The sequence below is a fragment of the Streptomyces sp. NPDC050287 genome (genome assembly GCF_044459385.1).
Taxonomy (GTDB): domain Bacteria; phylum Actinomycetota; class Actinomycetes; order Streptomycetales; family Streptomycetaceae; genus Streptomyces.
Map to the genome: position 1 here is coordinate 278424 of NZ_JBITIY010000007.1, position 24896 is coordinate 303319.

The 24896-nt window shown below is 72.4% G+C and carries 21 protein-coding genes; 12 read left to right on the plus strand and 9 right to left on the minus strand.

What is annotated here, in order from left to right; translation table 11 throughout:
- Nucleotides 1-2544: a SpoIIE family protein phosphatase gene (locus ACIBK3_RS26465; protein WP_399369393.1), complete on the plus strand. Its 2544-nt coding sequence runs from the start codon at nucleotides 1-3 to the stop codon at nucleotides 2542-2544.
- A 99-nt stretch (nucleotides 2545-2643) separates the two neighbouring features.
- Here ACIBK3_RS26465 and ACIBK3_RS26470 read toward each other — a convergent pair whose 3' ends face one another.
- Both ACIBK3_RS26470 and ACIBK3_RS26475 read right to left on the minus strand, forming a co-directional pair.
- The gene (locus ACIBK3_RS26470; protein WP_399369395.1) at nucleotides 2644-3849 is read right to left on the minus strand and encodes a glycoside hydrolase family 1 protein; all 1206 of its coding nucleotides are present in this window, start codon (nucleotides 3847-3849) and stop codon (nucleotides 2644-2646) included.
- Between the two features lie 11 nt (nucleotides 3850-3860).
- Nucleotides 3861-5204 carry a mucin-1 gene (locus ACIBK3_RS26475; RefSeq protein ID WP_399369397.1) on the minus strand — a complete coding sequence of 448 codons (1344 nt, stop codon included), beginning with the start codon at nucleotides 5202-5204 and terminating at the stop codon, nucleotides 3861-3863.
- Nucleotides 5205-5385: 181 nt separating this feature from the next.
- On the opposite strand from ACIBK3_RS26475, the gene ACIBK3_RS26480 reads away from it, so the two are divergent.
- From ACIBK3_RS26480 to ACIBK3_RS26495, 4 genes are all read left to right on the plus strand, one after another.
- Nucleotides 5386-6405, plus strand: coding sequence for a LacI family DNA-binding transcriptional regulator (locus ACIBK3_RS26480; protein ID WP_399369399.1), 1020 nt, complete (start codon nucleotides 5386-5388; stop codon nucleotides 6403-6405).
- A 137-nt stretch (nucleotides 6406-6542) separates the two neighbouring features.
- Nucleotides 6543-7889 (plus strand): ABC transporter substrate-binding protein, encoded by a 1347-nt coding sequence (locus ACIBK3_RS26485; protein ID WP_399369401.1) that lies wholly within the window; start codon nucleotides 6543-6545, stop codon nucleotides 7887-7889.
- An 83-nt stretch (nucleotides 7890-7972) separates the two neighbouring features.
- Nucleotides 7973-8971 (plus strand): carbohydrate ABC transporter permease, encoded by a 999-nt coding sequence (locus tag ACIBK3_RS26490; protein ID WP_399369403.1) that lies wholly within the window; start codon nucleotides 7973-7975, stop codon nucleotides 8969-8971.
- 8 nt (nucleotides 8972-8979) lie between these two features.
- Entirely contained in the window at nucleotides 8980-9843 is an 864-nt protein-coding gene (locus tag ACIBK3_RS26495; RefSeq protein ID WP_399369405.1) for a carbohydrate ABC transporter permease, read from the plus strand.
- Between the two features lie 159 nt (nucleotides 9844-10002).
- On the opposite strand, the gene ACIBK3_RS26500 is transcribed toward ACIBK3_RS26495, so the two are convergent.
- The 3 genes from ACIBK3_RS26500 to ACIBK3_RS26510 form a co-directional block, all read right to left on the minus strand.
- Nucleotides 10003-11163: a serine hydrolase domain-containing protein gene (locus ACIBK3_RS26500; protein ID WP_399369407.1), complete on the minus strand. Its 1161-nt coding sequence runs from the start codon at nucleotides 11161-11163 to the stop codon at nucleotides 10003-10005.
- A 143-nt stretch (nucleotides 11164-11306) separates the two neighbouring features.
- A complete protein-coding gene (locus ACIBK3_RS26505) occupies nucleotides 11307-11966 on the minus strand; it encodes a response regulator transcription factor (protein ID WP_399369997.1) in 660 nt (219 codons plus the stop codon).
- Nucleotides 11967-12057: 91 nt separating this feature from the next.
- A complete protein-coding gene (locus ACIBK3_RS26510) occupies nucleotides 12058-13329 on the minus strand; it encodes a sensor histidine kinase (protein WP_399369409.1) in 1272 nt (423 codons plus the stop codon).
- Nucleotides 13330-13510: 181 nt separating this feature from the next.
- On the opposite strand from ACIBK3_RS26510, the gene ACIBK3_RS26515 reads away from it, so the two are divergent.
- The 4 genes from ACIBK3_RS26515 to ACIBK3_RS26530 all read left to right on the plus strand — a co-directional run bounded on the left by ACIBK3_RS26515 (nucleotide 13511) and on the right by ACIBK3_RS26530 (nucleotide 18154).
- Entirely contained in the window at nucleotides 13511-13771 is a 261-nt protein-coding gene (locus ACIBK3_RS26515; protein WP_399369411.1) for a hypothetical protein, read from the plus strand.
- Nucleotides 13768-14487 carry an ABC transporter ATP-binding protein gene (locus ACIBK3_RS26520; RefSeq protein ID WP_399369413.1) on the plus strand — a complete coding sequence of 240 codons (720 nt, stop codon included), beginning with the start codon at nucleotides 13768-13770 and terminating at the stop codon, nucleotides 14485-14487. The genes ACIBK3_RS26515 and ACIBK3_RS26520 overlap by 4 nt, the downstream gene beginning before the upstream one ends.
- Nucleotides 14488-14493: 6 nt before the next feature.
- Entirely contained in the window at nucleotides 14494-17046 is a 2553-nt protein-coding gene (locus ACIBK3_RS26525) for an FtsX-like permease family protein (RefSeq protein ID WP_399369414.1), read from the plus strand.
- 184 nt (nucleotides 17047-17230) lie between these two features.
- A complete protein-coding gene (locus ACIBK3_RS26530; RefSeq protein ID WP_399369416.1) occupies nucleotides 17231-18154 on the plus strand; it encodes an Fpg/Nei family DNA glycosylase in 924 nt (307 codons plus the stop codon).
- 29 nt (nucleotides 18155-18183) lie between these two features.
- Here the strand turns inward: ACIBK3_RS26530 and ACIBK3_RS26535 are convergent, their stop codons facing one another.
- Complete coding sequence (locus ACIBK3_RS26535; RefSeq protein ID WP_399369417.1) at nucleotides 18184-18633, minus strand: DUF5707 domain-containing protein; 450 nt, start codon at nucleotides 18631-18633, stop codon at nucleotides 18184-18186.
- 427 nt (nucleotides 18634-19060) lie between these two features.
- On the opposite strand from ACIBK3_RS26535, the gene ACIBK3_RS26540 reads away from it, so the two are divergent.
- From ACIBK3_RS26540 to ACIBK3_RS26550, 3 genes are read left to right on the plus strand one after another with little or no spacing between them, the layout of a single operon-like run.
- Entirely contained in the window at nucleotides 19061-21424 is a 2364-nt protein-coding gene (locus tag ACIBK3_RS26540) for a histidine kinase (RefSeq protein ID WP_399369999.1), read from the plus strand.
- Nucleotides 21421-22110 (plus strand): response regulator, encoded by a 690-nt coding sequence (locus tag ACIBK3_RS26545; RefSeq protein WP_399369419.1) that lies wholly within the window; start codon nucleotides 21421-21423, stop codon nucleotides 22108-22110. The genes ACIBK3_RS26540 and ACIBK3_RS26545 overlap by 4 nt, the downstream gene beginning before the upstream one ends.
- A gap of 32 nt (nucleotides 22111-22142) precedes the next feature.
- A complete protein-coding gene (locus tag ACIBK3_RS26550; RefSeq protein WP_399369421.1) occupies nucleotides 22143-22448 on the plus strand; it encodes an SCO4225 family membrane protein in 306 nt (101 codons plus the stop codon).
- Between the two features lie 43 nt (nucleotides 22449-22491).
- Here ACIBK3_RS26550 and ACIBK3_RS26555 read toward each other — a convergent pair whose 3' ends face one another.
- The 3 genes from ACIBK3_RS26555 to ACIBK3_RS26565 all read right to left on the minus strand — a co-directional run bounded on the left by ACIBK3_RS26555 (nucleotide 22492) and on the right by ACIBK3_RS26565 (nucleotide 24895).
- Nucleotides 22492-23445 carry a CU044_5270 family protein gene (locus ACIBK3_RS26555; protein WP_399369423.1) on the minus strand — a complete coding sequence of 318 codons (954 nt, stop codon included), beginning with the start codon at nucleotides 23443-23445 and terminating at the stop codon, nucleotides 22492-22494.
- Complete coding sequence (locus ACIBK3_RS26560) at nucleotides 23442-24185, minus strand: RNA polymerase sigma factor (protein ID WP_399369425.1); 744 nt, start codon at nucleotides 24183-24185, stop codon at nucleotides 23442-23444. Before ACIBK3_RS26560 ends, ACIBK3_RS26555 begins: the two co-directional genes overlap by 4 nt.
- A gap of 140 nt (nucleotides 24186-24325) precedes the next feature.
- Complete coding sequence (locus ACIBK3_RS26565) at nucleotides 24326-24895, minus strand: DinB family protein (RefSeq protein WP_399369427.1); 570 nt, start codon at nucleotides 24893-24895, stop codon at nucleotides 24326-24328.
- Between the last annotated feature and the right edge of the window lies 1 nt (nucleotide 24896).

Here is a 24896-nt window from a genome sequence, read left to right on the forward strand (position 1 = left end):
ATGGAGCGACGCGGCGGCAGGGTCGGTGGCGGCCGGCGCGCGAGTGCCGTCGAGGACGTCGTCCGGGAGACGCTCACCGCGCGGGCCACTGTCGACGAGCGCGGCCGGGTGACGGCGTGGAGTGACGGTGCGCAACGGCTGCTCGGGTACCCGGCTGCGCGGATCCTGGGCCGTCCGGCCGCGGTACTGCTCGCCGAGGAGCCCGCGGCGGCGGAGCTCCCGCCCTTCGCCCGGCTGCCGAGATGGCACGGAACGCTCGCTCTCAGGCACCGGGACGGCCACCGTGTGGACGCCCGCGTGCTGGCACACCACCGTCCGGCGCCGGACGGAGACTGCGCAGGCGGCGGCGGGTCGTGGCTGGTGCTGGCTCCGCTGGCCGGCCAGGAGATCCAGGCGCTCGACGAGGACCTGGTGAGGTGGGGTTTCGCGCAGTCGCCGTGCTGTGCGCTCGCCCTGTACGACACCACCCTCCGGCTGCGGCGGGCCAACGCCGACATGGAGCGGTCGGTGGCCCTCGCCGAGGGGGACATGCGCGGACTGCGGGTAGCGGAGATCGTGGACAACGAGGCGGGCGAGCGGGCCGAGCAGGACATGCTGCGGGCACTGGAGAGCGGTGAGACGCAGTACCGCGAGAACTCTGTGCGGGCCCCCGGGGAGACCCGTGAGCACGCCTGGTCGGTCTTCGTGGCCCCGCTGCGGGACGGGGCCGGCCGCACCCGGGGTGTCGGTCTGTCCGCGCACGACATCACCGAGCAGCACTGGGCCCGCAAACGCCTCCAGCTGATCGCCGAGTCCGGCCGGCGTATCGGCAGCACCCTCGACGTGACCCGGACCGCGCAGGAACTCGCGGACGTCGCGGTCCCGGAACTCGCCGACTTCATCAGCGTCGACCTGCTGACCTCGCTGGACGACGAGAGCGCCGAAGCCGTGGTGGAGGCCGGGGAGCAGTACCCGGGAGCGCGGTCGCAGGGCCGTCCCCTGGCCCTGCGGCGCGTCGCCCACCAGTCCGTGCTGCCGGGCATCCCCGAGGCTGTCATCGTCCCCGGCGAGGTGGACGAGTACCCGGGAGAGTCGCCGCATGTGCGGAGCCTGCGGGCGGGGCGCGCCGCGCTGTACCAGGTGACCGATCCCGTGATGGCCGAGTGGGTGGCACAGGACCCGCTGCGGTCCGCTCGGGTCCGCGATTTCGGTATCCACTCGTTGATGACCGTGCCCCTGTCTGCCCGCGGCACCACCCTGGGAGTCACCGTCTTCATCCGCCACCGGCACGCCGACGCCTTCCAGGAGGACGATCTGGTGCTGGCCGAGGAGCTGGCGTCCAGGGCGGCCGTCTGCATCGACAACGCCCGCCGCTACACCCGCGAACGCGGCACCGCGGTCACCCTGCAACGCAGCCTGCTGCCGCAGCGGCTGCCCGAGCAGGACGCGGTGGAGGTCGCGACCCGCTACCTGCCCGCCGGTGCCCGGGCCGGGGTGGGCGGCGACTGGTTCGACGTGATCCCGCTGTCCGGGGCCAGGGTGGCCCTTGTCGTGGGTGATGTGGTGGGCCACGGCATCCACGCCTCCGCGACCATGGGACGGCTGCGTACCGCCGTCCGTACCCTCGCCGACATCGATCTGCCGCCCGACGAACTGCTCACCCACCTCGACGACCTGGTCGGCCGGCTGGCCGCCGAGGCGGAGGGCCCTGGCCGGAGTGTCGCCGGGAACGGGCAGACCGGGGGAGACGTCGGCGCCACCTGCCTGTACGCCGTCTACGACCCCGTGTCCCGCCGGTGCGTGCTCGCCCGGGCCGGGCATCCGCTGCCGATGCTGGTGAGCCCGGACGGGACCGTCGAACTGCTCGACCTGCCCGCGGGACCCCCGCTGGGGCTCGGTGGGCTGCCCTTCGAGTCGGTCGAGACGGAACTCCCTCAGGGCAGTCTGCTCGCCCTCTACACCGACGGCCTGGTCGAGTCCCGCGACACCGGCACCGACATCGACGCCGGTGTCTCCCGCCTGCGCCAGGCCCTCACCCGGCCCGCCGCCTCCCTGGAGCACCTGTGCGACGCGGTGCTCGCGGCCACACTGCCCGGACGGCCCGTGGACGACGTGGCACTGCTCGTCGCCTGCACCCGGGCCCTCGACGCGGACCGGGTCGCCACCTGGACCGTTCCCCCGGACCCCGCCGTCGTCGCCCAGACCCGCAAGAACGCGGTCGACCAGCTCGCCGTCTGGGGCCTGACCGACATCGCCTTCGTCACCGAACTGATCGTCAGCGAACTGGTCACCAACGCCATCCGGCACGCCGAGCCCCCCATCCAACTGCGCCTCATCCGCGACCGGAACCTCATCTGCGAGGTCTCCGACGCCAGCAACACGGCCCCCCACATGCGCCGCGCCCGCACCTACGACGAGGGCGGCCGCGGCCTGCTCCTGGTCGCCCACCTCACCGAACGCTGGGGCACCCGCCCGACCGCCAAGGGCAAGACGATCTGGGCGGAACAGGCCATCGACGGGCCGGGGGACGGCGGGGATTCCGGCCGGTCCGGGGATTCCGGCTGACGGCGGACCGGTCCCACAGTTCCTCGGCGAGTTCCCCCTGCGCTCCGGTGGTGGGGGCGGCACGGAGCCAGGAGCCGGTGGACACCGGCTGTCGCGGTTTCAGGGGGTGGCGCGGGGAAGGAGGCGGGTTCGGGCGAGGCCGCCGAGCCAGGCCGCGGATGGCTTCGGTGTGCGTTCGAAGGTGTCGGGGTCTACGGCGATGAGGCCGAAGGTGGGCGTGTAGGAGCCCCACTCGTAGTTGTCGAGGGCGCTCCAGGCCAGGTAGCCGCGGATGTCGAGGCCGTCTTCCAGGGCTGCGGCCACGGCGCGGAGGGCGCCGGTGTAGTAGTCGACGCGGCGGTGGTCGTCGGCGGTGGCGATGCCGTTCTCCGTGACGATCAGCGGGACGGTGCCGATGAGGGCGGCGGTGTGGCGCAGGGCGTGGCCGACGGCCTCGGGGTAGTACTCCCAGCCGGTGAGGGTGAGTTCGGCGTCGTCCGGGGCGGGGATGGGGCCGTCGACGCTGATCCTGGTTCGCGTGTAGGACTGGACGCCGATCCAGTCGTCGTCGCGGGCGGCCTCGATGAAGATGTCCTCGCGGGGGTGGCTGTAGGCGGCGGCGACGGCTTCGGCGCCGGGGAGGGCCTGGTAGACCTGGTTGGCGACGGACCAGCCGACCTGGATGTCCGGGGAGATCGACTTCACGGCCGCCCGCGCCCGGTGGTGGGCCCGGATGAGCGCCTGAGTGGTCGGCTCGTCGAGGAGCGGGATGCCGGCGACGGGTGCCACCTCGGTGCCCCGTTCCCGGAAGGCGACCGCGAGGGCGATCATGTTGGGCTCGTTGATCGTGCACACGTGCCGGACACCGGTGGCGATGATCGGCGCGGTCGCCCGTACGTAGCGCTCGAACAGGTCGGTCGCGTCCTCGGCGGTCCAGCCGCCCCGCTCGGCGAACCAGCGCGGCACGGTGAAGTGGTGGAGGGTGACCATGGGGCGCAGGCCTCGTTCGAGGGCGCCCTCGACCATGCGGCGGTAGTGGGCGATCTCCGCCTTGGAGAAGTGGCCGGGGGCGGGTTCGATGCGGGCCCATTCGATGCTGAACCGGTAGTCGGTGAAGCCCAGTCGGGCGAGCAGGTCCATGTCCTCGCGCCAGCGGTGGTAGCTGTCGCAGGCGTCGCCGCTGGGTTCAGGGAGGGTGCTGTCCTCCTCGTGTTCCCGATGCCACCAGTCGCTGCCCAGGTTGTTGCCCTCGATCTGGTGGGCGGCGGTGGAGGCCCCCCACAGGAAGCCGTCGGGGAAGGGAAGTCCGGCGGGAGTGGAGTCCATGGTTGGGCCTTTCACTTCGAAGCCGGTCCGGGCCAGACGGCTGAGGCGTCGTCACGGCCGGGGTCGGGCAGGCGTACCGGGCGGACCGGGACGGTGCGGGTACGTCCGTCCTCGACCGCCGTCCAGGCGACGGGGTGTCCCGAGTAGCACAGGGTGGTCAGGACGAAGACGTCGTCGGCGTAGACCTCGACGTACTCACCGATGGTGAGGATGCGCAGGGTGGTGGCGGGCTCGGCCAGGAGCGTCTCGCCCAGAGGTGCGCCGGCGGGGCCGGTGATCCAGAGGTTCTTGCCGTCGCATCCGACGCCCAGGGCGGGGCGGCCGTCGTCGCCGGTCCGCAGGGTGATCTCGACACGCCCGGCGACGTCGAGATCGCCGACCGCGTGCGGCGCCGGCTGCCGGGTCTCCTCCTCCAGCCAGGTGTCCAGGCCCGGCCACCACTGCAGGCGGGGCGCCGAACCCGCCGTGATGACGAGTGACTTGGGCTGGGCGAGCATGCCGCGGCAGCGTTCGCCGGAGTCGGTGAGGCCGACACGGCGGGGTGTGGTGTGCAGGACGACACGGGAGCCGTCGGGGGCGGCGATGATCCGGGGGGCGTACGCGCCGGTGGGGCCCAGTGGACCGCGGTGGGTCCACGGCCCCCTCAGCCGCGGTGCCGTCCATGCCTCGAAGCCGCGTGTCGCACCGATCGAACCCAACAGCAGCCAGCTGCCGTCGTCGAGGCGTTCCAGGACCGGGCACTCCAGCTCGTCCACGTTCCCCGGTGAGATGAGGGGCGGGTGGACCGTCCAGTGCTCCAGGTCGTCGGAGGTGGCCCAGGCGACGCAGCCGCTGACCTCGACGGGCAGGGCGGCGTCGGCGGCGCAGACGACCATGACCCAGCCGTCCGACTCGTCGTCGCGGACGACGAACGGGTCGCGCCAGCCCATGCGTTCGCCGGTGCGGTACCAGCGGGCGTCGGCCTCGACGACGGGCCCGGTGCCGTGGCGGCGCCAGCCGGTGCCGTCGGTGCGCTCGGAGTACGCCAGGCCGACCGACTGCAGCGGCGAGCCCTCGGGGGTGAGCCCGCTCACGCCCGTGTAGAACATCGCCATGCCGGTGCCGTGGCGGACGGGGTGCATGGTCCACACGGCCTGCTGGTCGAAGCGGCCGGGCAGGCCGTTGCCGAAGGCGGTGCCCGCGGGCTTCCAGCCGACCAGGTCGGTGGAGGTGGCCCGCCCGTAGGAGGTCTCCATCCGCAGATGGTCGAACTCGGCCGTCCAGGGGCCCTGCAGGTGCAGCACCGCGTAGCTGCCGTCGTCGTCGCGCAGCAGGGCGAAGTCGTTCACGCAGAGGCCGGGCGGGGCGTATCGCATGCACAGTTCCTGTCGGCTCGTAGCGCTCAAACGCGTGCGCTGACCAGTGGCGTCAAAGGCCTCACTGAAGAATCGACCCAAGTAGAACTCAACGCAAACGCTTGCGCAACGGGGGGTCCGGGTTTACGGTCACGTCACCCACAGATCACACCGACGTGAAACCGACGGGAGGAACCGTCCCGTGACGGCCAGCATCAACGACGTCGCCCGCGCCGCAGGCGTCTCCGCGTCCACCGTGTCCCGCGCCCTGCGCGGCCGGCCGGGCGTCTCCGACGAGGTGCGGGACCAGATCAAGGCCGTCGCCGACCGGCTCGGCTACACCGCCTCCCGCTCCGCCTCCAGCCTGGCCAGCGGCCGCACTCACACCATCGGCGTCCTCGTCCCGTACGTGGGCCGCTGGTTCTTCGGCACCGTGCTGGACGCCGCCGAGCACGTGTTCAGCGGTGCCGGGTATGACGTCCTGCTGTACAACCTGGGCTCGCCGGAGGCCCGCAAGCGTTTCTTCACCAGGATGCCGGCGCGCAAGCGGGTGGACGCGGTGCTGTCGCTGCTCATTCCCGACGAGGAGGAGTCGGCCGCCCTGCGCTCCCTGGGGGTGCCGCTGGCCAGTACGGTCGGCGACGCCCGGCCCGGCTTCACCGTGGTCGGCATCGACGACCGGGCCGGCACTCAGAGCGCCGTACGGCATCTGGTGAACCTCGGCCATCGCCGGATCGGCATGATCAGCGGGTCCAGCGGGCCGCAGCACTGGACCACGCCCGTCCAGCGCCGCCGGGCCTACCTGGACGTGCTCGCCGATGCCGGGATCGAACACGATCCGGCCCTGGAGGCGGACGGCGACTACACCGTCGAGGGCGGCGAGCGGGCCATGACCGAGTTGCTGGCCGCCTCCCGGCCGCCGACGGCCGTGTTCGCCCAGTCCGACGAGATGGCCATGGGGGCGCTGCGCGCCCTGCGGCGGCACCGGCTGAAGGTGCCGGACGACGTGTCCGTCGTCGGCTTCGACGATCACGAACTCGCCGACGTGATCGGGTTGACGACCGTCGCCCAGCCGGTCGCCGGGCAGGGCGCCGAGGCCGCCCGGCTGCTGCTGCGGCAACTCGACGAGCCGGGGACCGAGCAGCCGGGGCATGTGCAGATGCCCATCCGTCTCGTCCTGCGTGAGACCACCGCCCCGCCGCGCCCGCGCGGACCTCAGTAACTCCTCCACGCCCGTCAGCCCACGCCCGTCACGCCTACGCCCGTCAGGCCCCCAAATCCCAGGCCCCCAAATCCCAGGCCCCACGCCGCACAGCACCAGCGCATCTCGAAATCCTCGCACCGTACGGAGGCACAACCATGAGCTCCACCAGCAGAAGGCACCGCCGGACGGCCTGTACGGGCCTCGCGCTCACCCTGCCCCTGGCGGCGCTGGCCGGCTGCGGCGGCGGCAGCGGCGGCGGCGACGCGTCCGCGGCGGCCGGCAGCGGCAAGGGCACCATCAGCGTCTGGGCCCACCAGGGGCAGGCCAGCGAGGACGGTGCCCTGCAGCAAGCGGTGAAGTCCTTCAACTCCTCCCAGAGCAAGATCAAGGTCGAGTTGAAGCTGATCCCCGGCAACGACTACACCAAGACCATCACCGCCACCGACGCCTCCAAGCTGCCGGACGTGATGGAGTTCGACGGCCCGACCATGGCGAACTTCGTCTACAACAAGAAGCTCGCCCCGATCGACTCCTACGTCTCCGCCAAGACCATGGACAACGCCACGCCGGCCGGCAAGGCGCAGGGCGAGTTGGACGGCAAGCACTACGGCCTGGGCATGTACGACTCCGGGCTCGGCGTCTACGGCAACAAGAAGCTGCTGGACGCGGCCGGGGTGAAGTACCCGACGGGCCTGTCCGACGACTGGACGGCCACGCAGTTCACGGCCGCGCTCAAGGCGCTCAAGCCCAAGGACTCCGACGGCAAGGTCCTCGACCTGCAGGAGAACAGCGGCTACGCCAACGAGTGGGGCACCTACGGCTTCGCCCCGATCGTCTGGTCGGCCGGTGGCTCCCTGCTCGAGAACGGCAAGGCGGCAGGCGCCCTCGACACCCCGGCCGTGGTCTCGGCCATGAAGACCTTCCAGTCCTGGAAGTCCTACACGGACCCCAACACCGACGGCAACGCCTTCGCCAAGAGCCGCGTCGCGCTGAGCTGGGTCGGCCACTGGATGTACCCCGCCTACAGCAAGGCCCTCGGCGACGACCTCGTCGTCCTGCCGCTGCCCGACTTCGGCAACGGCCCCAAGACCGGGCAGGGATCGTGGGCCTGGGGCATAGGCGCCGGCTCCAAGAACGGCAAGGCCGCCGGCGCCTTCCTCGACTACCTCCTCGACGACACCAACGTCACCGCGATGACGACGGCCAACGGTGCCCCGCCCGCCACCAGGAGCGCCCTCGCCAAGAGCCCCCTCTACAAGCAGGGCGGCCCGCTCCAGCTGTTCGCCGACCAGTTGGCCAAGCCCTGCGGCGACAGCGACATCACCAAGTCCTGCGTCGCCGTGACCCGCCCCATCACCGCCGGATACCCCACAGTCACCGCCAAGTTCAGCGACGCCCTGAACTCGGTCTACGGCGGCGCCGACCCGAAGAACGCCCTGGCCAAGGCCTCCCGCGCCATCGACCAGGACTTCTCCGACAACGCCGGCTACAAGATCCCGTAGGAACCTTCGGCCAGGGACGGGCCCGCGTCGACGCGCAGCCGCATGCTTCGACGCGCCCGCCCCGACCGGGAACAGGACCCCTCGTGAAGACCGTGGAACCCGCGCCCGCCGTGCCCTCCGGCAGTGACGAAGCCCCGCCCGTGACCTCCGCACAGCCCTCCCGGCCGGTGCGTTCCGGCCCCAGGAACCGCGACTGGCTGCACGGACTGCTCATGTCCACCCCCGCCGTCGCCGGGCTCCTCGCCTTCGTCGGCGTCCCGTTCGGCTACGCCGTCGTCCTCTCCTTCTACAACGTGCGCCTCGGCTCGCCCCTGGCCCCGTCGTTCTTCGGCCTGGAGCAGTACCGGCGGCTGTTCACCGACCCGGACCTGTCGGGTCCGTTCCTGCGCGCCCTGCTGAACAACCTGACCTTCGCCGTAGTCGTCGTCCCCCTCCAGACCGGTCTCGCGCTGGCGCTGGCGATCCTCCTCAACCGCAAGCTCAAAGCCATCGGCCTGTTCCGGTCGCTGTTCTTCATGCCGGTCGTCTTCCCGATGACCCTGGTCGCCGTCATCTGGCGGCTCATCCTCGCCCGCAGCGACCAGGGCCTGCTCAACTCCGCACTGCACGCGGTCAGCTTCGGCAACTGGGGCGCCTTCGACTGGCTCGGCGACACCGCCACCGCCATGGCCTCCGTGATCGTGCTGTCCGTCTGGCAGGGCGTCGGCTTCCAGATGGTCATCCTGCTGGCCGGCCTCCAGCAGATCCCCGGTGAGCTCTACGAGGCCGCCGAACTCGACCGCGCCACCGCGTGGCAGCAGTTCCGGCACGTCACCCTGCCCGGCATCCGCGGCACCCTGGTCTTCGTCGCCATGCTCACCTCGGTGCTGTCCTTCCGCGTCTTCGACCAGGTCTACGTCCTCATCCACGGCGGCGGACTCGACGAGGACGCCACCCGCACCGTCATGTACCAGGCCGTCACCACCGCCTTCGACCAGAACAACATCGGCCAGGCGTCCGCGATCACCGTCGTCTTCTTCCTGATCGTCGTCGCCCTGACCCTCATCCAGCGCCGCGTCGTCCGGCCCGACAACGAGGACTGACCCCCACCATGGCCACGACCACGACCGCCACCCGCGCGCCACAGCGCCGCCTGCGCCACGTCGTCGACTACACCGTCCTCAGCGTGCTGGCCTTCCTCTTCGTCCTGCCCGTCCTGTACCTCCTCCTCGGCAGCCTCAAGCCCTCCGACGAAGTACTGAACGGTCTGACCGGGTTCCTGCCCACCCACCTGTCCTTCGACAACTACGCCCACGTCCTCGACGCCCTCGACTCCGACAGCACCGGGCACTTCTGGCGCTTCATGGGCATCTCACTGCTGGTCGCGTTCGTGGTCGTGACCGGCGGCCTCTTCGTCAACTCGATGGCCGCCTACGGCATGTCACGGCTGAAGTGGCGCGGCCGGGAAGCCGTCTTCACCCTCGTCCTGCTGCTGATGCTGGTCCCGTTCGAGTCGGTGGCCGTGCCGCTGTTCTACATGTTCAACGACCAGCGCAACACCATCTACGTCCAGGCGATCCCCTTCGTCGCCAACGCCTTCTCGATCTACCAGTTCCACACGTTCTTCCGCTCCGTCCCACCGAGCATCGAGGAAGCGGCCCGCCTGGACGGCGCGGGCCCCTGGCGCACCTTCTTCGCGATCATCGTGCCGATGTCGAAGCCGGTGTTCGCGTCCGTCGCGATCCTCACCTTCCTCACCCAGTGGGGCTCCTTCCTCTGGCCGGTCCTGATGGTCTCCGACCCCTCCGTCCGCCCCCTCCCCCTGGAAATGAGCGTCTTCCAGGACCAACAGCCACCGGACTGGGGCCAGATCCTCGCCTTCGGCGTCCTCCTCGTCCTGCCCGTCCTGATCGTCTTCGCCTTCTTCCAACGCTGGTTCGTCCAGGGCGTGGCCAGCTCCGCCGTCAAAGGCTGAGGCGGGCGTCGACTCCTTCCTCGTGCTCCCTCGCCTTTGCCACAGCCGTGGCCGACGGACAGGAACAAACGCAACCGGCCCCGCGGCGGCACCGATGCTCCGGTGCCGCCGCGGGGCCGGCTGTGTCGCGCGGGCGTCCTGCCTTGGCGGGACGACGCCCTACTTCCTCCCCGGGGCGCACAGTTCGCCCTGGATCAGGTCGCTCTCCGCCTGCTCCGTGGAGAGGTCGGATGCCCCGTCGCCGGTCGACTCGACGACGACCACGCGGCGGCCGTCGGGGCTGACGCCGTCCCGGGTGGAGTAGCCGGGCAGGTCTCCGGCGTGGCTGTAGTAGACGCCGCCGCAGGACAGCGGGATCTCCATCAGGCCCAGGCCGTAGCGGGCGCCGGGCCAGACGGGGTCCAGTTCGGCGGCCCGTACGGTCGTCTTCATCTCGGCCAGCTGAGCCGGGCGCAGCAGCCGGCCGCCCAGCAGCGCCGAGAAGAAGCGGCTCAGGTCGCCGGTGGTGCTGATCATGGCGCCGGCCGCGCCCGCGGCCGTCGGGTTGAGGTCGGTGATGTCGATCGCCGGGCGGGATTCGCCGAAACTGGAGTAGCCGCGCAGGTGCGGGCCGGGGATGTGGGAGTACGTGTCGGGGGCGAGGGTGTCGCGCAGTCCCAGCGGACGGATGACGCGCCGGGTCACTTCCTGCTGCCAGCTCCTGCCCGAGGCCTTCTCGATGATCATTCCGGCCAGGATGTAGTTGGTGTTGGAGTACGACCACTTGGTGCCGGGTGCGAAGTCCGGCGCGTGCCGCGTCGCGATGCCGACCAGCTGCTCATCGGTCCAGGTGGTGTACCGGTCGGCCTGGAACCCGTCCACACTGGCGATCTCGGGGAAGTCCCCGGTGTAGTTGTACAGCCCGCTGGTGTGGTTCAGCAGCTGCCGTACGGTGATCCTGGCGCCGTCGTTGCCGTTGCCGGACACCACTCCCGGCAGCCACTTCTCGACGGTGTCGTCCAGCGACACCCGTCCCTCGCCGACCAGTTGCAGCATCACCGTGGCGACGAACGCCTTGGTGGTGCTGGCGATCCGGAACCGGTCGCGGGCGTTCACCGCTTCCCCGGTGGTCCGGTCGGCCACTCCGGCACTCGCGTACCGCTTGCCGCGCGGGCCCGACGACTGCGCGAGGACACCGACGGGGCCGGTCTTCTGGATGGCGTCCACACCCGCCTGGAGCGTGGTCCGCTTCGGTTCCGCGGCGCTCGCGGCGGGCGTCATGAGGCCGAGGCCGAGGGCGGCCAGCGCGGCGGCGGAGGCGAGCTGACGGAACGTCATCATGGGCTTTTCTCCCGGAGAGTTGGTGGACCGCAGTGCGTTCTCGGTGTGATCACCAACGTAGGAGGAAGCAGCCCGGCCCACTATGAGGCCAGCTGGCCGGTCCGGCGTACAGCCTGCTGTACCACGCGCGTCGTCGTCGCGGCTCACGCCAGGCGGCGTACGTCCTCCAGGTACCGCAGGACCGCGGCCACCCGCCGGTCCACCTGGTCCGCGGGGGACAGGTCGAGCTTGGCGAAGATGCTGCGGATGTGCTTGTGGACGGCGCCCTCGGTGACGACGAGCCGTTCGGCGATGGCCGAGTTGCCCAATCCCTCGGCCATCAGGGCGAGTACGTCCCGTTCGCGGGGGCTGAGCCGTTCCAGGCGGGGGTCCTGGCGGGAGCGGGTGAACAGCTGGGCCACGACCTCGGGGTCGATGGCGGTGCCGCCGTCCGCCACCCGGTGCAGGGCGTCCAGGAACTCCTCGACCCGTCCGACGCGTTCCTTGAGCAGATAGCCGAGGCCGCTCACGCCGCCGCCGAGCAGCTCGGTGGCGAAGCTCTGCTCGACGTAGGCGGACAGGACGAGGACGGCGAGGCCGGGCCGTCGGCGCCGCGCCTCGACCGCCGCGACGATCCCCTCGTCGGTGTGGGTCGGCGGCATCCGTACGTCGAGGATGGCGACGTCCGGTTCGTGCGCGTCGATGGCGTCCAGCACCCCGTCGGCGGTACCGGCGGTGGCCACCACGTCGAGGCCCTCGGCACGCAGCAGCAGGGCGAGGCCCTCGCGCAGCAAGGGGTCGTCCTCGGCTATGACGATCCGCAGGTCACCGTCCGTCTTCGGGGCGCGGTCCAGCTGCCGGTCACCGTCCGTGCTCGGGGCGCGGTCCATCCGCCGGTCACCGTCCGTTCGCAGGTCACGATCCACAGGGGAGATCCACTTCGAGGGTTGTCGGGCCGCCGGGCGGGCTGGCCAGGGTGAGGCTACCGTCGAGCGCCGCGATCCGGCGCCGGATGCCGGTGAGACCGGAGCCGCCGTCCTCGTCGGCGCCGCCCCGGCCGTCGTCCTCGACGCGCAGCCGCAGTCGGCCGCCGCGGCTGAGGGCGGTGACGGTGGCGTTGTGGGCCCCGCTGTGCTTGGCGATGTTGGTCAGCGCCTCGGCGACGACGAAGTAGGCGGTCGCCTCCACGGCGGCGGCGCAGCGTTCGGGTACGTCGACGTCGATCGTGCAGGGCACCGCGCTCTCGGCCGCCAGCCCCGAGAGCGCGCCGGCCAGCCCCCGGTCGTCCAGGACCGGCGGCAGGATGCTCCGGGAGACCGTACGCAGCTCGGCGAGGGCCTGTTCGGCGGCGGACTGGGCGCGTTCGAGGAGTTCGTCGGCGCCGGCCGGGTCGCGGGCGACCATGCGGCGGGCCGCGCCGAGCAGGACGGTGACACTGACGATGCGATTCTGCGTGCCGTCGTGCAACGACCGCTCGATGCGGCGCAGTTCGACCGCGTGGGCGTCCAGCGCGGCGGCCCGGGTGGCCGTCAGCTCCGCGACCCGCAGGGAGAGATCGACGTCCGGACCGGCCGCGAGAAGCTGCTGTCCGGGCCGGCTCTGGAGGCGGGCCATACCGGGGGCGAGCCCGAAGATGATGATGATCCAGCTCAGACCCAGGAGGGACACGGCGAGGGCGTCGGGCCAGGAGTGCGCGGTACCGAAGCCGATGGACGTGGCGGTCGCGTCCGTGGGGGCGAACCGCCAGTACAGCGGGAAGGCGGTGTCGCGGACGGCGAAGATCGGCAGCAGGACACCGAGCAGCGCCAGCAGCAGCCCGAGGGTCGCGTGCCGGACCAGCCAGCGCAGTTCCCGTCGGATGGTGGGGTCGACGAGGGCGAGCCGCAGCCGGGTCGGCGGAGGTTCCGGGGCGACGACCTCCGGGCCCCAGCGGGCCAGCCGGGTACGTTCCTTCCCGGCCAGGGAGTGCAGCGCGCGCAGCACGACGGGCGCCACGAGCAGCCCCACCCCGACCAGGCTCGTCACGGCGGCGACGGCTGCCCACAGCAGCACCAGCAGCGCGAGCAGGGCCGTACTGAGTCCGGAGGCGAGCTGTCCGATCGCGGTACCCGCGGCGCTCAGGGCGCGTACGACGACGTCCTTGGGGCTCACGCCCTCGGCGGCGGTCGTGTCCTGGTGAGTTGTCATCCCACCCTCCCTCGGTCGCGAACGACCTTATGCCGAACGGCGGTTCACGGTGGGCTCCGGGGCCGGGAAGTACAGCCTGCTGTACCTCGAACCGGGCGGGCTGCGGGATCGGCCCGAGGGGGTGCTGATCCATAGCGTCGGTGACGACAGCGAGAACGGCACCGACCACCGGAGAAACCCCATGGCCCACACGGACATGAACACGAGGACGGGGACGAGCGGGAGCACCGGCTCCAGCACGTACACGCCCGCCGCCCCCGACCGCCTCACCCGGGGAGAAGTCGCCCGCACCCTGCTCTGGTCCGTGGTCGTGATCAGCGCGGTCGCCAACATGGCGGCCTCCTACTCCGGCGCCGACACCTGGGTGCACCTGGTCTGCGGCATGGTCACCGTGCTGTGCGGCGGAACCCTCGCGGTGCGCGCTCTGCGGGGCCGTCGATGACCGCCGCGATCACCCTGAGCCGGGTGAGCAAGGAGTACGCGGCCGGCGTACGCGCCCTCGACGATGTGTCGCTGACCGTGGAACGCGGCACGTTCCTCGCCGTGATGGGCCCGTCGGGCTCCGGCAAGAGCACGCTGATGCACTGTGCCGCCGGACTGGACTCCCCGACGTCCGGGAGCATCCTGATCGACGGCCAGGAGATCAGCGGCCTGAACGAGACCCGCCGTACCGAACTGCGCCGGGAACGGGTCGGGTTCGTGTTCCAGGCCTACAACCTGATCCCTTCCCTCAGCATCGAGGACAACATCACGCTGCCGCTGCGCCTGGCCGGCCGCGCCCCGGACCACGACTGGCTGCGCACGCTCGTCCAGCGGGTCGGTCTCGCCGACCGGCTCACCCACCGCCCCGCCGAACTCTCCGGCGGACAGCAGCAACGGGCCGCCGTCGTACGGGCCCTGGTGGCCAGACCGGCCGTCGTGTTCGCCGACGAGCCGACCGGCGCGCTGGACCTGCGCAGCGCCCACGAGGTCCTGGACCTGCTGCGGGACCTCGTGGCCGACCTGCACCAGACGGTGGTGATGGTCACCCACGACCCGGCCGCCGCGGCCCGGGCGCACCGGGTGCTGGTGATGGCCGACGGGCGGGTGGTCGATGCCCTGGACACCCCGACGGCGCCCCAACTGGCCGACCGTCTCGTCGCACTGGGAAAGAGGTAACCGATCATGCTGCATCTGGCGATACGTATGGCCGGGCACCGGATCACCGCGCTGATCGCCGTGGCCTGCGCGGTCCTCGGCGGTGCCGCCCTGATCACCGGTACCGGTGTCCTGGCCGAGTCCGGCCTGCGTTCCCATCTGCCGGCCGGCCGGCTCGCCGGCGCGGACGTCGTGGTCGCCGCCGACCAGGAGTTCCACCCCAGCGGCGACCTGCCGATCGCGCTCCCGGAGCGCCGTACCGTCCCGGCCCGTCTGGTCACCGAGCTGTCCGCGCTGCCGGGCGTCGAGGCCACGGTCGGCGACATCGGCTTCCCCGCCGCCCTCGTCGACGCCCGGGGCCGGGTGGTAACGGCCGCCGACCCCGCGTCCGCCGGGCACGGATGGTCCTCGGCCCGCCTGCTGAAGGACCCGAAGGTCGAGGGCGGTGCACCCACCGGTCCGGGCGAGATCGCCGTGGACAGTGCCACCGCCGCCGCGGCGGGGGTGACGGTGGGCGAGCGGGTCCAGGTCGTCGCGGCCGGCCGGCCCGCCGCCGGGTACCGCGTCTCGGCGCTGGTCGACGCGCCGGACGCCGGTGTGCTGTTCGCCGACGAGACGGCCGTACGACTGTCCGGCCGCGAGAGCGGTGCGGGAAGCGGCGCACGCGCCGGAACCGTCGACCTGATCGGCCTGCGCACCGCGCCCGGCGCCGGCGAGAAGGTCGCCGCCGAGGTCCGTACGAAGCTGAAGGGCACCGGACTGGAGACGGTCACCGGTGCCGATCGCGGCGACCTCGTCTCGCCCGGCGCCGGCGCGAGCCGCTCCCTCCTGATCCTGCTCGCCGGCTCCCTGGCCGGGGTGATCCTGCTGATCACCGGCTTCGTCATGGCGAGCGCGCTGGCCGTGTCGATCGGCGGGCAGCGCCGCGACCTGGCGCTGATGCGGGCGGTCGGCGCGACGCCCCGCCAGATACGGCGGCTCGCCGCGACGCAGGCCTCCGTCATCGCGGCCGTGGCACTCGTGCCCGGCGTGGGCGTGGGCTATCTGCTGGCCGGACAGTTCCGCCGGATGCTGGCGGACCGGGGTGTCGTGCCGCCCGAACTCCCCCTCACCATCAGCCCCTTGCCCGCCGCCGCGACACTCCTCCTCACCGCCGCGGCCGTGCAGCTCGCGGCGCGGGGCGCGGCCTGGCGGACCTCGCGCATGCCGGCGACGGAGGCGGTCGCCGAGTCGCGCAGCGAACCCCGCAACCCGTCGAAGGCCCGTACCCGGTCCGGGGTACTGGTCATCGTCGCGGCGACCACCATGTCGGTCGTCCCGCTCTTCTCCCGTACCGTCCTCGGCGCCACCGCCACCTCCATGGCCGGCATCGTCGGCGCGATCGGCCTGGCCCTCGTCGGTCCCGCCCTCGTCCGGGCCATCGGCGCCGCCGCGTCCCGGCGCACCCGCTCCGGATCCTCCGCGCCGACCTGGCTGGCGATGTCCAACGTCCGCGCCTACGCCCTGCGCAACGCGGGCATCGTCAGCACCCTGGCCATGGCGGTCGTGTTCGTCCTGACGTACACCCTCACCCAGACCACCGTGCTGGCCGCCACCACCCAGGACACCCGCACCGGCACCCTCGCCCAGCAGCGTCTGAGCGCACCCGCCCTCGGCGGACTGCCCGACGGCACCCTGACCGCCGTACGGAACACGCCGGGCGTACGGTCGGCGGCTCCCGTCGGCAGCACCACGGTCGTGTGGACCTACGAGCAGTTCGGCGACCCCGTGTCGGAGGCCGACTCCGCGATGATCCTCACGCCGGACGCGCGGGGCGTCCTCGACCTCGACGTACGGGACGGCGGCCTGAAGGGCCTCACCGGCGCCACCGTCGCCGTGAGCAGCGACGTCGCCCGCACGCGCGCCGCGGGAGTGGGCCGTCACATCGCGCTCGTCCTCGGCGACGGCGCCCGCGTCGACGCCACCGTGGTCGCCGTGTACGACCGCGGCCTCGGCTTCGGCACGGTGGTCCTCTCCCACGACCTGGCGGCCGGCCACACCACCACGGGGCTCGACCAGAGCATCCTGATCCGTACGGACGGCACGGCGGCGGCCGACCGGGCGCTGGCCGCCCTCGCCGCGTCCCGTCCCGGCCTGGCCCTCGAAGAGGCGAAGCCCGCATCCACCGAAGGCCTGAAGGACGCCCCGCCCGAGGTGTGGATCAACCTGGCCACCGTCGTCGTACTGCTCGTCTACCTGCTGCTGAGCATCGCCAACAAGCTCGTCGCCGCCACCGCCCAGCGCAGGATCGAGCTGGCCGCCCTGCGCCTCAACGGCACCACACCGCGACAGGTCCGCGCGATGATGCGCCGCGAGGCCGCGGTCACCGCCGGCACCGCCCTCGTCACCGCCCTCCTCCTGTCCGCCCTGCCCCTCGCCCTCCTCGGCCAGGGCTTCCTCGGCCACCCCTGGCCCGCCGGCCCGCCGTGGCTCCTCCCGGCCCTCGCCCTCACGGTCACCGTCACGGCGTTCCTCACCATCGAGCTGCCGACTCGGCAGGCCCTGCGGATGCCTCCCGCCGAGGCGGTCCGGGCGCAGTGATGCGGCGGGCGGCGGGCGGCGGGCGGCGGGCGCGGCAGCGGGGGAGCTGCGCCCGGGCGCGCGGGGAGCGACCATGTCCTTGAGTGGCTGCGGGAGGAAAAGAGGGAGCAAGAAGGAGACAGAGGGGGACAGCGGGAGACACAGGAGGGCAGAGGGAGACAGCGGAGGACGGAGGAGGAGCACCATGCCTGAGCTGCCGGACGTCGAGGGATTCCGGAAGGTGTTCGCGTCCTGTGCGCAGGGCGAGGTCATCCGACGCGTGGACGTACGCGACAGCGGCGTCCTGCACGGCGTGAGCGCCCGGCGGCTGCGCGCGGCGCTGGAGGGCCGGCGGTTCGGCAGACCTGAGCGGCTCGGGAAGTGGCTGCTCGCCCCCACCGGGGACGCCCGCACGGAGGACGCCCGCACGGAGGACGCCCGCACGGAGGACGCCCGCACGGAGGACGCCCGCACCGGGGATGCCCCGAGCGACGGTGTTCCGACCGACGCCGGCCCCACCGACGAAGGTGTCGCGGGCCCGACGGTCCTGTTGCACTTCGGCATGACCGGTCGACTGGTCTGCGGTCGCCCCGACGACGAACTCGACCCCCACGACCGCGTCCTGTTCGCCGTGGGCGACGACCGCCAGCTCCGCTACCGCGACCAGCGCAAGCTGCGCGGTCTGTGGCTGGCGGCGGACGACGCGGCCGTCGCACGGCTGCTGGACCGGCAGGGCCCCGACGCGCTGACGGTGGACCGCGAGGAGTTCGAGGCAGCGCTCTCGGCCCACCGAGGCCGTGTCAAGGCAGTCCTCACCGACCAGTCCGTCCTGGCCGGCCTCGGCAATCTGCTCGCCGACGAGATCCTGTGGCGCGCCCGTCTGAACCCCGCCTGCCACGCGAACGACCTGTCCGAGCGCGAACGCCACCGCCTGTACACCCACATGCGCCGCACTCTGCGCTCCGCGGTCACCGCCGGCCGCGTCCCCCCGCGCCCCAGCTGGCTCACCGGCCACCGCGACGATCCCACCCCCACCTGCCCCCGCTGCCACAGCCCCCTGCGCCACGCCCGCCTGTCCAGCCGCACCACGCTGTGGTGCCCGCACTGCCAGCCGGAGGGGGCCGCCTGAGTTCAGGCGGCCCTCGGGATGGTGGCTGTTCAGCGCTTGACGTCGAAGGTGGCCGCGCGGGACACGACCTTCGTGTCCCCGTCCTTGGCCGTCGCCAGCACGGAGACGTACCAGGCGCCCTTGGGACCCTTGGCCACCTCCTCCTTCGTGACCTTCACCGTGTAGGTGCAGCGGGACGTCTCGTCGGAGGTGCTCCGGCACGAGGCGCTCTCCACCTGCCGCAGCTCCGCCTCGGTCGGCTCGAGCTTCGAACTCGCCGGCCACGCGATGACCTTGAGTCCACGGACGCCGGAGTCGTCACTCACGTCCGCGGTGAAGGTGAGCGAGCCGGCCGTGCCGCCCGACGGGGCGGCATAGCGAACCGAGCTGTTCTCCACGGTGAGTTCCGTGGCGGCCGACGCGATGGCGATTCCGCCGGCGGTCAGTCCGCCGAGGGCGACAATGCCGACGAGCGAGGCCGTGAGGGTGTGCTTGGACATGGGAGATCCCCCTGGATCGTGATGGAGTGGATATCCGGAAAGCGCTGAACAACTGCTGGTGGAAGCGGCGTTCGGCTGCTTTCTCGATGTGGTCGAGCCTATGACCGGGCACCCGGCAGGTCCTCGGGCCGCGGGACGATTACCGCGTCGAACCGGAGGTAGAGAAGGCTCGCGGACGTCCACCTCGCTCGTGCCCGCGGGCCGTCGCTTCCGGCACGGCCTCAGAGATGGTGCGGCCCATGAGCGGGGGACCTATAACCCAGGTAAGAGAACAACGTCCCCCTTCAGCCGGAGTCGGGCCGGTCACCTGCGGCCATAGCCTTGGTCCGTTATGAAATCCGCGACGAGAACAGCCACGAGAACAGCCACGAGAACAGCCGCGAGAACAGCCACAAGATCCATCACCGACTCCGTGACGAAATCCGTCATGACGTTCGCCGGGAACCACACCGACGACCGGCTGCTCCCGCTCCTGCTGATCTGCGCGCAGGCCGTGGTCTGGCCCGGGGCGGAGCTGGTGCGCGGGGCCGTACCGGCCGCGTCCGCGCTGCTCGTGGCCGCCCTGGTCGCCGGACCGGTGGCGGCCGCCCTCGTGCTGCGCCGTACCCGCCCGGTGACCGCCCTCGCCGTGGTCGCCGCCGCATGTGCGCTGGGTGCCGGGCCGTTGCCCGTCGGGGCGATGGCGGTACTGGGGACCGCGGGGGTCGCGCTGGCCCTGTTCACCGTGGCGGCCGAACGGGACACCTTCACCGCGGTGTTGTGCGTGGTGGCCCTGGCCGCCTGGCAGCTCCTCCAGGGCATCAGCCTGCACGGCCTGAGCGACCGCGACGGACTCGACCTGGTCCTGACCGCTGTGCTGTACGCCGTCGCGTGCGGCGCCGGTCTCCTCGTACGGCGGACCCGTCGGACGCGACGGGCGGCCGAGCAGCTGCTGAAGCGGGCGGAGACCGAGCGTCACCGGCTCCCGGCGGTCGAACGGCGCCGTATGGAGCGGGAGTTGCACGATGTCAGCGCCCATCATCTGACGGCCGTGGTGGTCACGGTGGGCGCGGCCCTCGGACTGCGAGACCGGCGTCCAGAACTGGCGGGGCAGGCGCTGGAGTTCGCGGTCGAGACGGGCCAGGAGGTCACCCGGGCCCTCGGCGCGGTACGGGCGCCCGCGCCCTCGCGCGAGGAACTGCCGTCGCCCGAGGACCGGTTGCTGGATCTGGTCGCGGGATTCCGCCGCCTGGACCAGCGGGTGGACTGCGAGATCGACGCCCTGCCGGACGGCGCCGTCGCCGACGCGGCGTACGGCATCGTGCGCGAGGCGCTGACCAACGTGGCCCGGTACGCCCCCGGTGCGCATACGACGGTGCTGTGCCGGTACGGCGACACCCGCACGGACGTCGTGGTCACCAGCGCGGCCCCGCCTGCCGGTGCGCCGGCGCACGGTGCGGGCCTCGGCGGCGGACGCGGCCAGGGCTTCCTGCGGTCCCGGGCCCGGGAAGCGGGCGGCACGTTGACCACCGGCCCGACGGCGGACGGCGGTTGGGAGGTGAGCGCGGTCCTGCCCGGCCGGACCGCCGCCCCCGTGGAACAGTCCGTCCCGCGTGGCTACCGCCTGGCGCAGGTGACGGCCGCCGTCGGTCTCGTCCTGCAGCCGCTGCTCCCGGTCCTGGTCATCCGGCCGGAGACCGCGCCGAGCGGATCACGGGTGTCCGCGGGCCTGCTCTTCGCGCTGCTGGCCGCGGCCCAGGCCGTCGCGCTGCTGTGGCTGCGCCGGGCACCGCGCACCGCGTACGGGGTCCTGCTGGGGCTGGCCCCGCTGTGGCCGGTGGCCATGGCCGTGGGCGACTACACCGGGCCGGTCGTCCTGCCGCCCGCACTGAGCACGCTCGCCACGTGCGCGGCGCTGGCCGTGGACGCGGCCAGGACGGCTGACGGAAGTGATCCCCGGCGGGGGAGCGGCCGGCGACCGACGGGGCCGGCCCTCCGTACCGTCGTGGCCCCGGTCGCCGCCGTGGCCGTGCACGCGGTCGCCGCGACGGTCGCCGTACTCGACCGGGGTACGACGGTCCCCGGCTGGGCGGTCGCCGCCGGGGCGACGGCCGGGGCCGGCCTGGCGGTCGGCGCGGCCCGCTGGGCCGGGGCCCGGCGCGGACGGCGCGACCTGGCCGTCCGGGACGCGCGGGAGGAACGCCTGGCCGTCTGGACGGAGGAGGCGGTCCGCGACGCGTGGGCCGAACGCCGCCGGATCGCCGCCGGGCTGGAGACCACCGTGCTGTCCCGCACCGCCGACATGGTCGCGGAGGCCGAGGCGGGCCGGCTCGACGCCGTCGCCGAACGCGCCCGCGAGGCCCTGGCCGCGATGCGCGCCCTGCTCGACACGGTCCGGCAGGACGATCCGGGGCCCCGGCTCCGGCCGCAGCCCACCGTCCAGGCCCTGGACCTGCTCGCCCACCAGTGCCGGGCCACCGGCCGCGACGTGGAGATACGGCTCACCGGCCGGGTACCGGAGCACCTGCCCACGGCCGTGGACCTGGCCGCCTACCACGCCGCCGAAACGGTCCTCGCGGCCGGCGGCGAGGAGCCCGCCGTACTCGAACTCGACGCGGACGACGATACGTTGACCCTCACGGCCACCGGAGTGCCGCGCGCCGCCGGTCCCGCCGTACGGGAGCGGCTGACGGCACGGATCGCCCCGCTCGGCGGCACCCTGACCACCGGCCCGCCCGGCACGGTCGGCCTCCGGCTGCCACTGGCGCCGGCCGCGGCTTCGGAGCCGAGGGACGAGGAGAGGGAACGATGAGCCTCAGGGTGCTGGTCGTCGACGACCAGGGCATCGTACGGGCGGGATTCGCCGCCGTGATCGACGCCGAGGAGGACATGACGGTCGTCGGCGAGGCCGCCGACGGGGCCCAAGCGGTGCGTCTCGCCGCGGAGCTGGCCCCCGACGTGGTCGTGATGGACGTACGGATGCCCGAACTGGACGGCATCGCCGCCACCCGGATCATCACGGGGCGCGAGGACGCGCCGCGGGTCCTGGTGCTGACCACCTTCGACCTCGACGCGTACGTCTTCGACGCGCTGCGCGCCGGAGCCTCCGGCTTCCTGCTCAAGGACGTGCACGCCGACGAACTGCTGCACGGCATCCGGGTGGTGGCCTCCGGCGAGAGCGTGCTCGCCCCGTCCGCCACCCGCCGGCTCATCGGCCACTACGCCTCCGGCGCGGGCGCGGGCGCGGGATCCAGGGACGGAAGCGGTCCGCGCGAGCTGGGCACCCTGACCGGAAGCCAGCGCAACGTCCTCGCCCTGGTCGCGTCCGGGCTCAACAACGCGGAGATCGCCGAGGAACTCGGCGTCGCCGTCGGCACCGTGAAGTCCCATGTGAACGCGCTCCTGCGCAAGCTCGGGCTGCGCGACCGCGTCCAGGCGACGATCCTCGCCTACGACCTCGGCCTCACCCGGCCGAACCCGCCCGGCACGCATCTCTGACCGTCACGATCACCTGCCAGAGGAGTCCAGCCGTGACCGGTACCGAATCCGGCCGACCCTTTCCCCGGCGTCTGCGCCGCGCCCTCGGTGACGTCGTCGCGCTCGTCTACCTCGCGGTCTGTGCTGTCCTGCTCGGGTGGGCGCTCGTGGTGACCCTCGCCGACAGCTCGGACGAGTCGATGGCGGGTGTCATCCCGCTGCTCGCCACCGCCCCGGCCAGCCTGGTGCTCCTGGCACTGCCGGACGGTGTCGCGATGTTCGTCGTCGCCGTCGTTTTCGGGGCGCTGGTCAACGCCACGGTCATCGGCTGGTGCGCCCGCGCGCTGCGCCGGCGGTAGCGGGGGGCCGGCGGCGCGGGCGCACGCGTCAGCGTGGCGCTGTTCAGTCGCCGGGCTGCTTGCCCAATGCGTCGGCGATACCGGTGTCGAGCAGAGCTTCCTTGTCCGAACCGAGGTAGGTGAGGGTCTTCTTGTCGAAGACCCACACCTCGTCCTCATCGACCTCGCCGTCCTTGTCGGCCTGGTTGTCCCGGTTGCCGTTCTTGAAGGTCAGTCCGATGCCGGGACGGCCGGCGAAGTCCTTGGCGTTGTCGACGACCGAGACGCCCGGGATCTTCGCCGCGGCGCGGTAGAGCGCGGCATCCAACTCCGGGAGCAGCGTGGCGTCGGCGAGCATGCCGCCGATCGTCTCCAGCGCCGCGCTCTGCCGGGTCTGGTCCCCCTCGCCCTTCGAGCCGGCGTAGATCTCCGCGAGCAGCGCGTCGGGATCGGTGGGCAGGGCCTCCAGCTCACGGAAACTGGTGACATTCGGGTCGGCGTTCAGCCGCCTGTCATGGGTGCCCTTGGAGTACGAGGCGAACGGATCCCGCTCCCGGAACGGCGGGCCCACCAGCACCGTGATCCGGCTGAGTCCCGGACGCTTGCCGTCGACGGCGGTCCAGCGCGCGTCGCGAAGGATCCGGACGTCGTCCTCCGAGAACTTCATGGATCCCTGGGTGCGGATGTAGACGTACTGGTCGTCGCGCACCGGCACGGCCCGCTGTGCGGCGGCGACCGTGGCGATGCGGTTGAGGAGATCGGCGGCCTTCGGGTCGGTGGTGAGGGTCTCCTGCCGACCGATGCCGAGGCCGGTGATGATCACGGCGGTGGCGACGGTGGCGGCAAGGGGTACGCCGATCACGGCGAACCGGCGGCGGAAGCCGGCCGGTCGCGCCGCGGGCCGGGTGAGTTCGCGCATCAGATGGTCCTTCAGCAGGTCGTAGCGGTCACTCGGCAGAACCGGATCACCCGGGCCGGGCACCAGCCGAGCCAGTTCTTCGCGCTCTTCGGGGTTCATCGGTGCTTCTCCTGTGTCGGCCGTGCGGCGTCCGGTACCTGTCCGTCATCGGGATGGCGTCTCACCCAATCCGGCGAACTCGGGGATACCGACGTCCCCTTGGAGCCCGTGGACCTCGTGGACCCGGTGGAGCCAGTGGAGCCCGCCCCCCGCCGGGACAACTCCTCCTGTGCCAGCCGTCGCAGCCGTACGCGGGCCCGTGAAAGCCGCGACCGTACGGTGCTGGCCGGCACACCGAGCGCCTCGCCCGCAGCCGCGTAACTCATCCCCGACCAGACACACAGGGCGAACACCTCACGCTCGGGTCCACGCAGTCGGCCGAGCGCGGCCCGGGCGGCGGACAACCGTTCGGCGTCCTCCATACGGCCGACGAGCCCGTCGGCGAAGTCGGGTACGGTCTCGCGATCCGCCGCCGGCCCGGGCAGCCGAGCCAGCGCGGCACGGTGCCTGCGGGCGGCGCGGCGGGTGTTGCGCAGGACGTTGGTGGCGATGCCGTAGAGCCAGGGCCGCAGCCCGTCACCCTCCTGGCCGCCCTGTTCAGGGGGCGCACCGTCGGGTCTCAGCCGCTCCCGCAGCCGCCACGCCTCCAGAAAGGTCAGGGACACCACGTCCTCCGCGGCACCCTGGCTTCCGGTGATCCGGGCGGCATGGCTGTACACGGCCCGGGCATGCGCACCGAACAACTCGGCGAAGGCCTCCGGGTCACCGGCCCGTATGCGGGCTCGCAGGGAATGTTCCACACCCAGGCCTGTCCGCCCGCCGCTCCGGATCTCTGTGTCGTCCGTCACACCGGCGCCACGGTGCCGCCGGTGGACGACGATGCGATCCGCTCAGGGCAGTAGGGGCAGTAAGGGCAGTAAGGGCAGTAAGGGAAGGGTCGTTACTGGCCCACCCTCCCGTCCACGCACTCGCGCAACAGGTCGGCGTGCCCGCAGTGCCGGGCGTACTCCTCGATCCTGTGCACCAGCAGTTCCCGGACCGAGATCCCGTCCTTCCCCAGACGCTCGCCCAGATCCGGGTGCTCGGCCAGCGCGGCGTCGGTCGCGGCCTGCTCGCGCTCCAGGTCGGCGTACGCGGCGTCGACCTCGGCCTGTTCGGCGACGGCTCCGTCGAAGTCCGCGTCGCGCTTGCCGTAGAGCTTCGGCAGCGGATCACCGTCGGTGATCCAGTTGCGCCAGTCCCGTTCCACCTCGGCGAGGTGCCGAACCAGACCGAGCAGCGACATCGTCGACGGCGGAACCGACCGACGGGCCAGTTGCTCCGCGTCCAGGCCCTCGCACTTCATCCGCAGGGTCATGCGGTAGCTGGTCAGGTAGTCCCGCAGCGTCGGAAGCTCTCCGTCCGGGCCGGCACCTTCGCTGTTGCGGGGGTCGTCGTCCGGGTCGGTCCACATGTCGGGGTAGACGGTGGCCCGAGTCCATCGTGCTGGTTGGTCATCCATGCGGCTCATG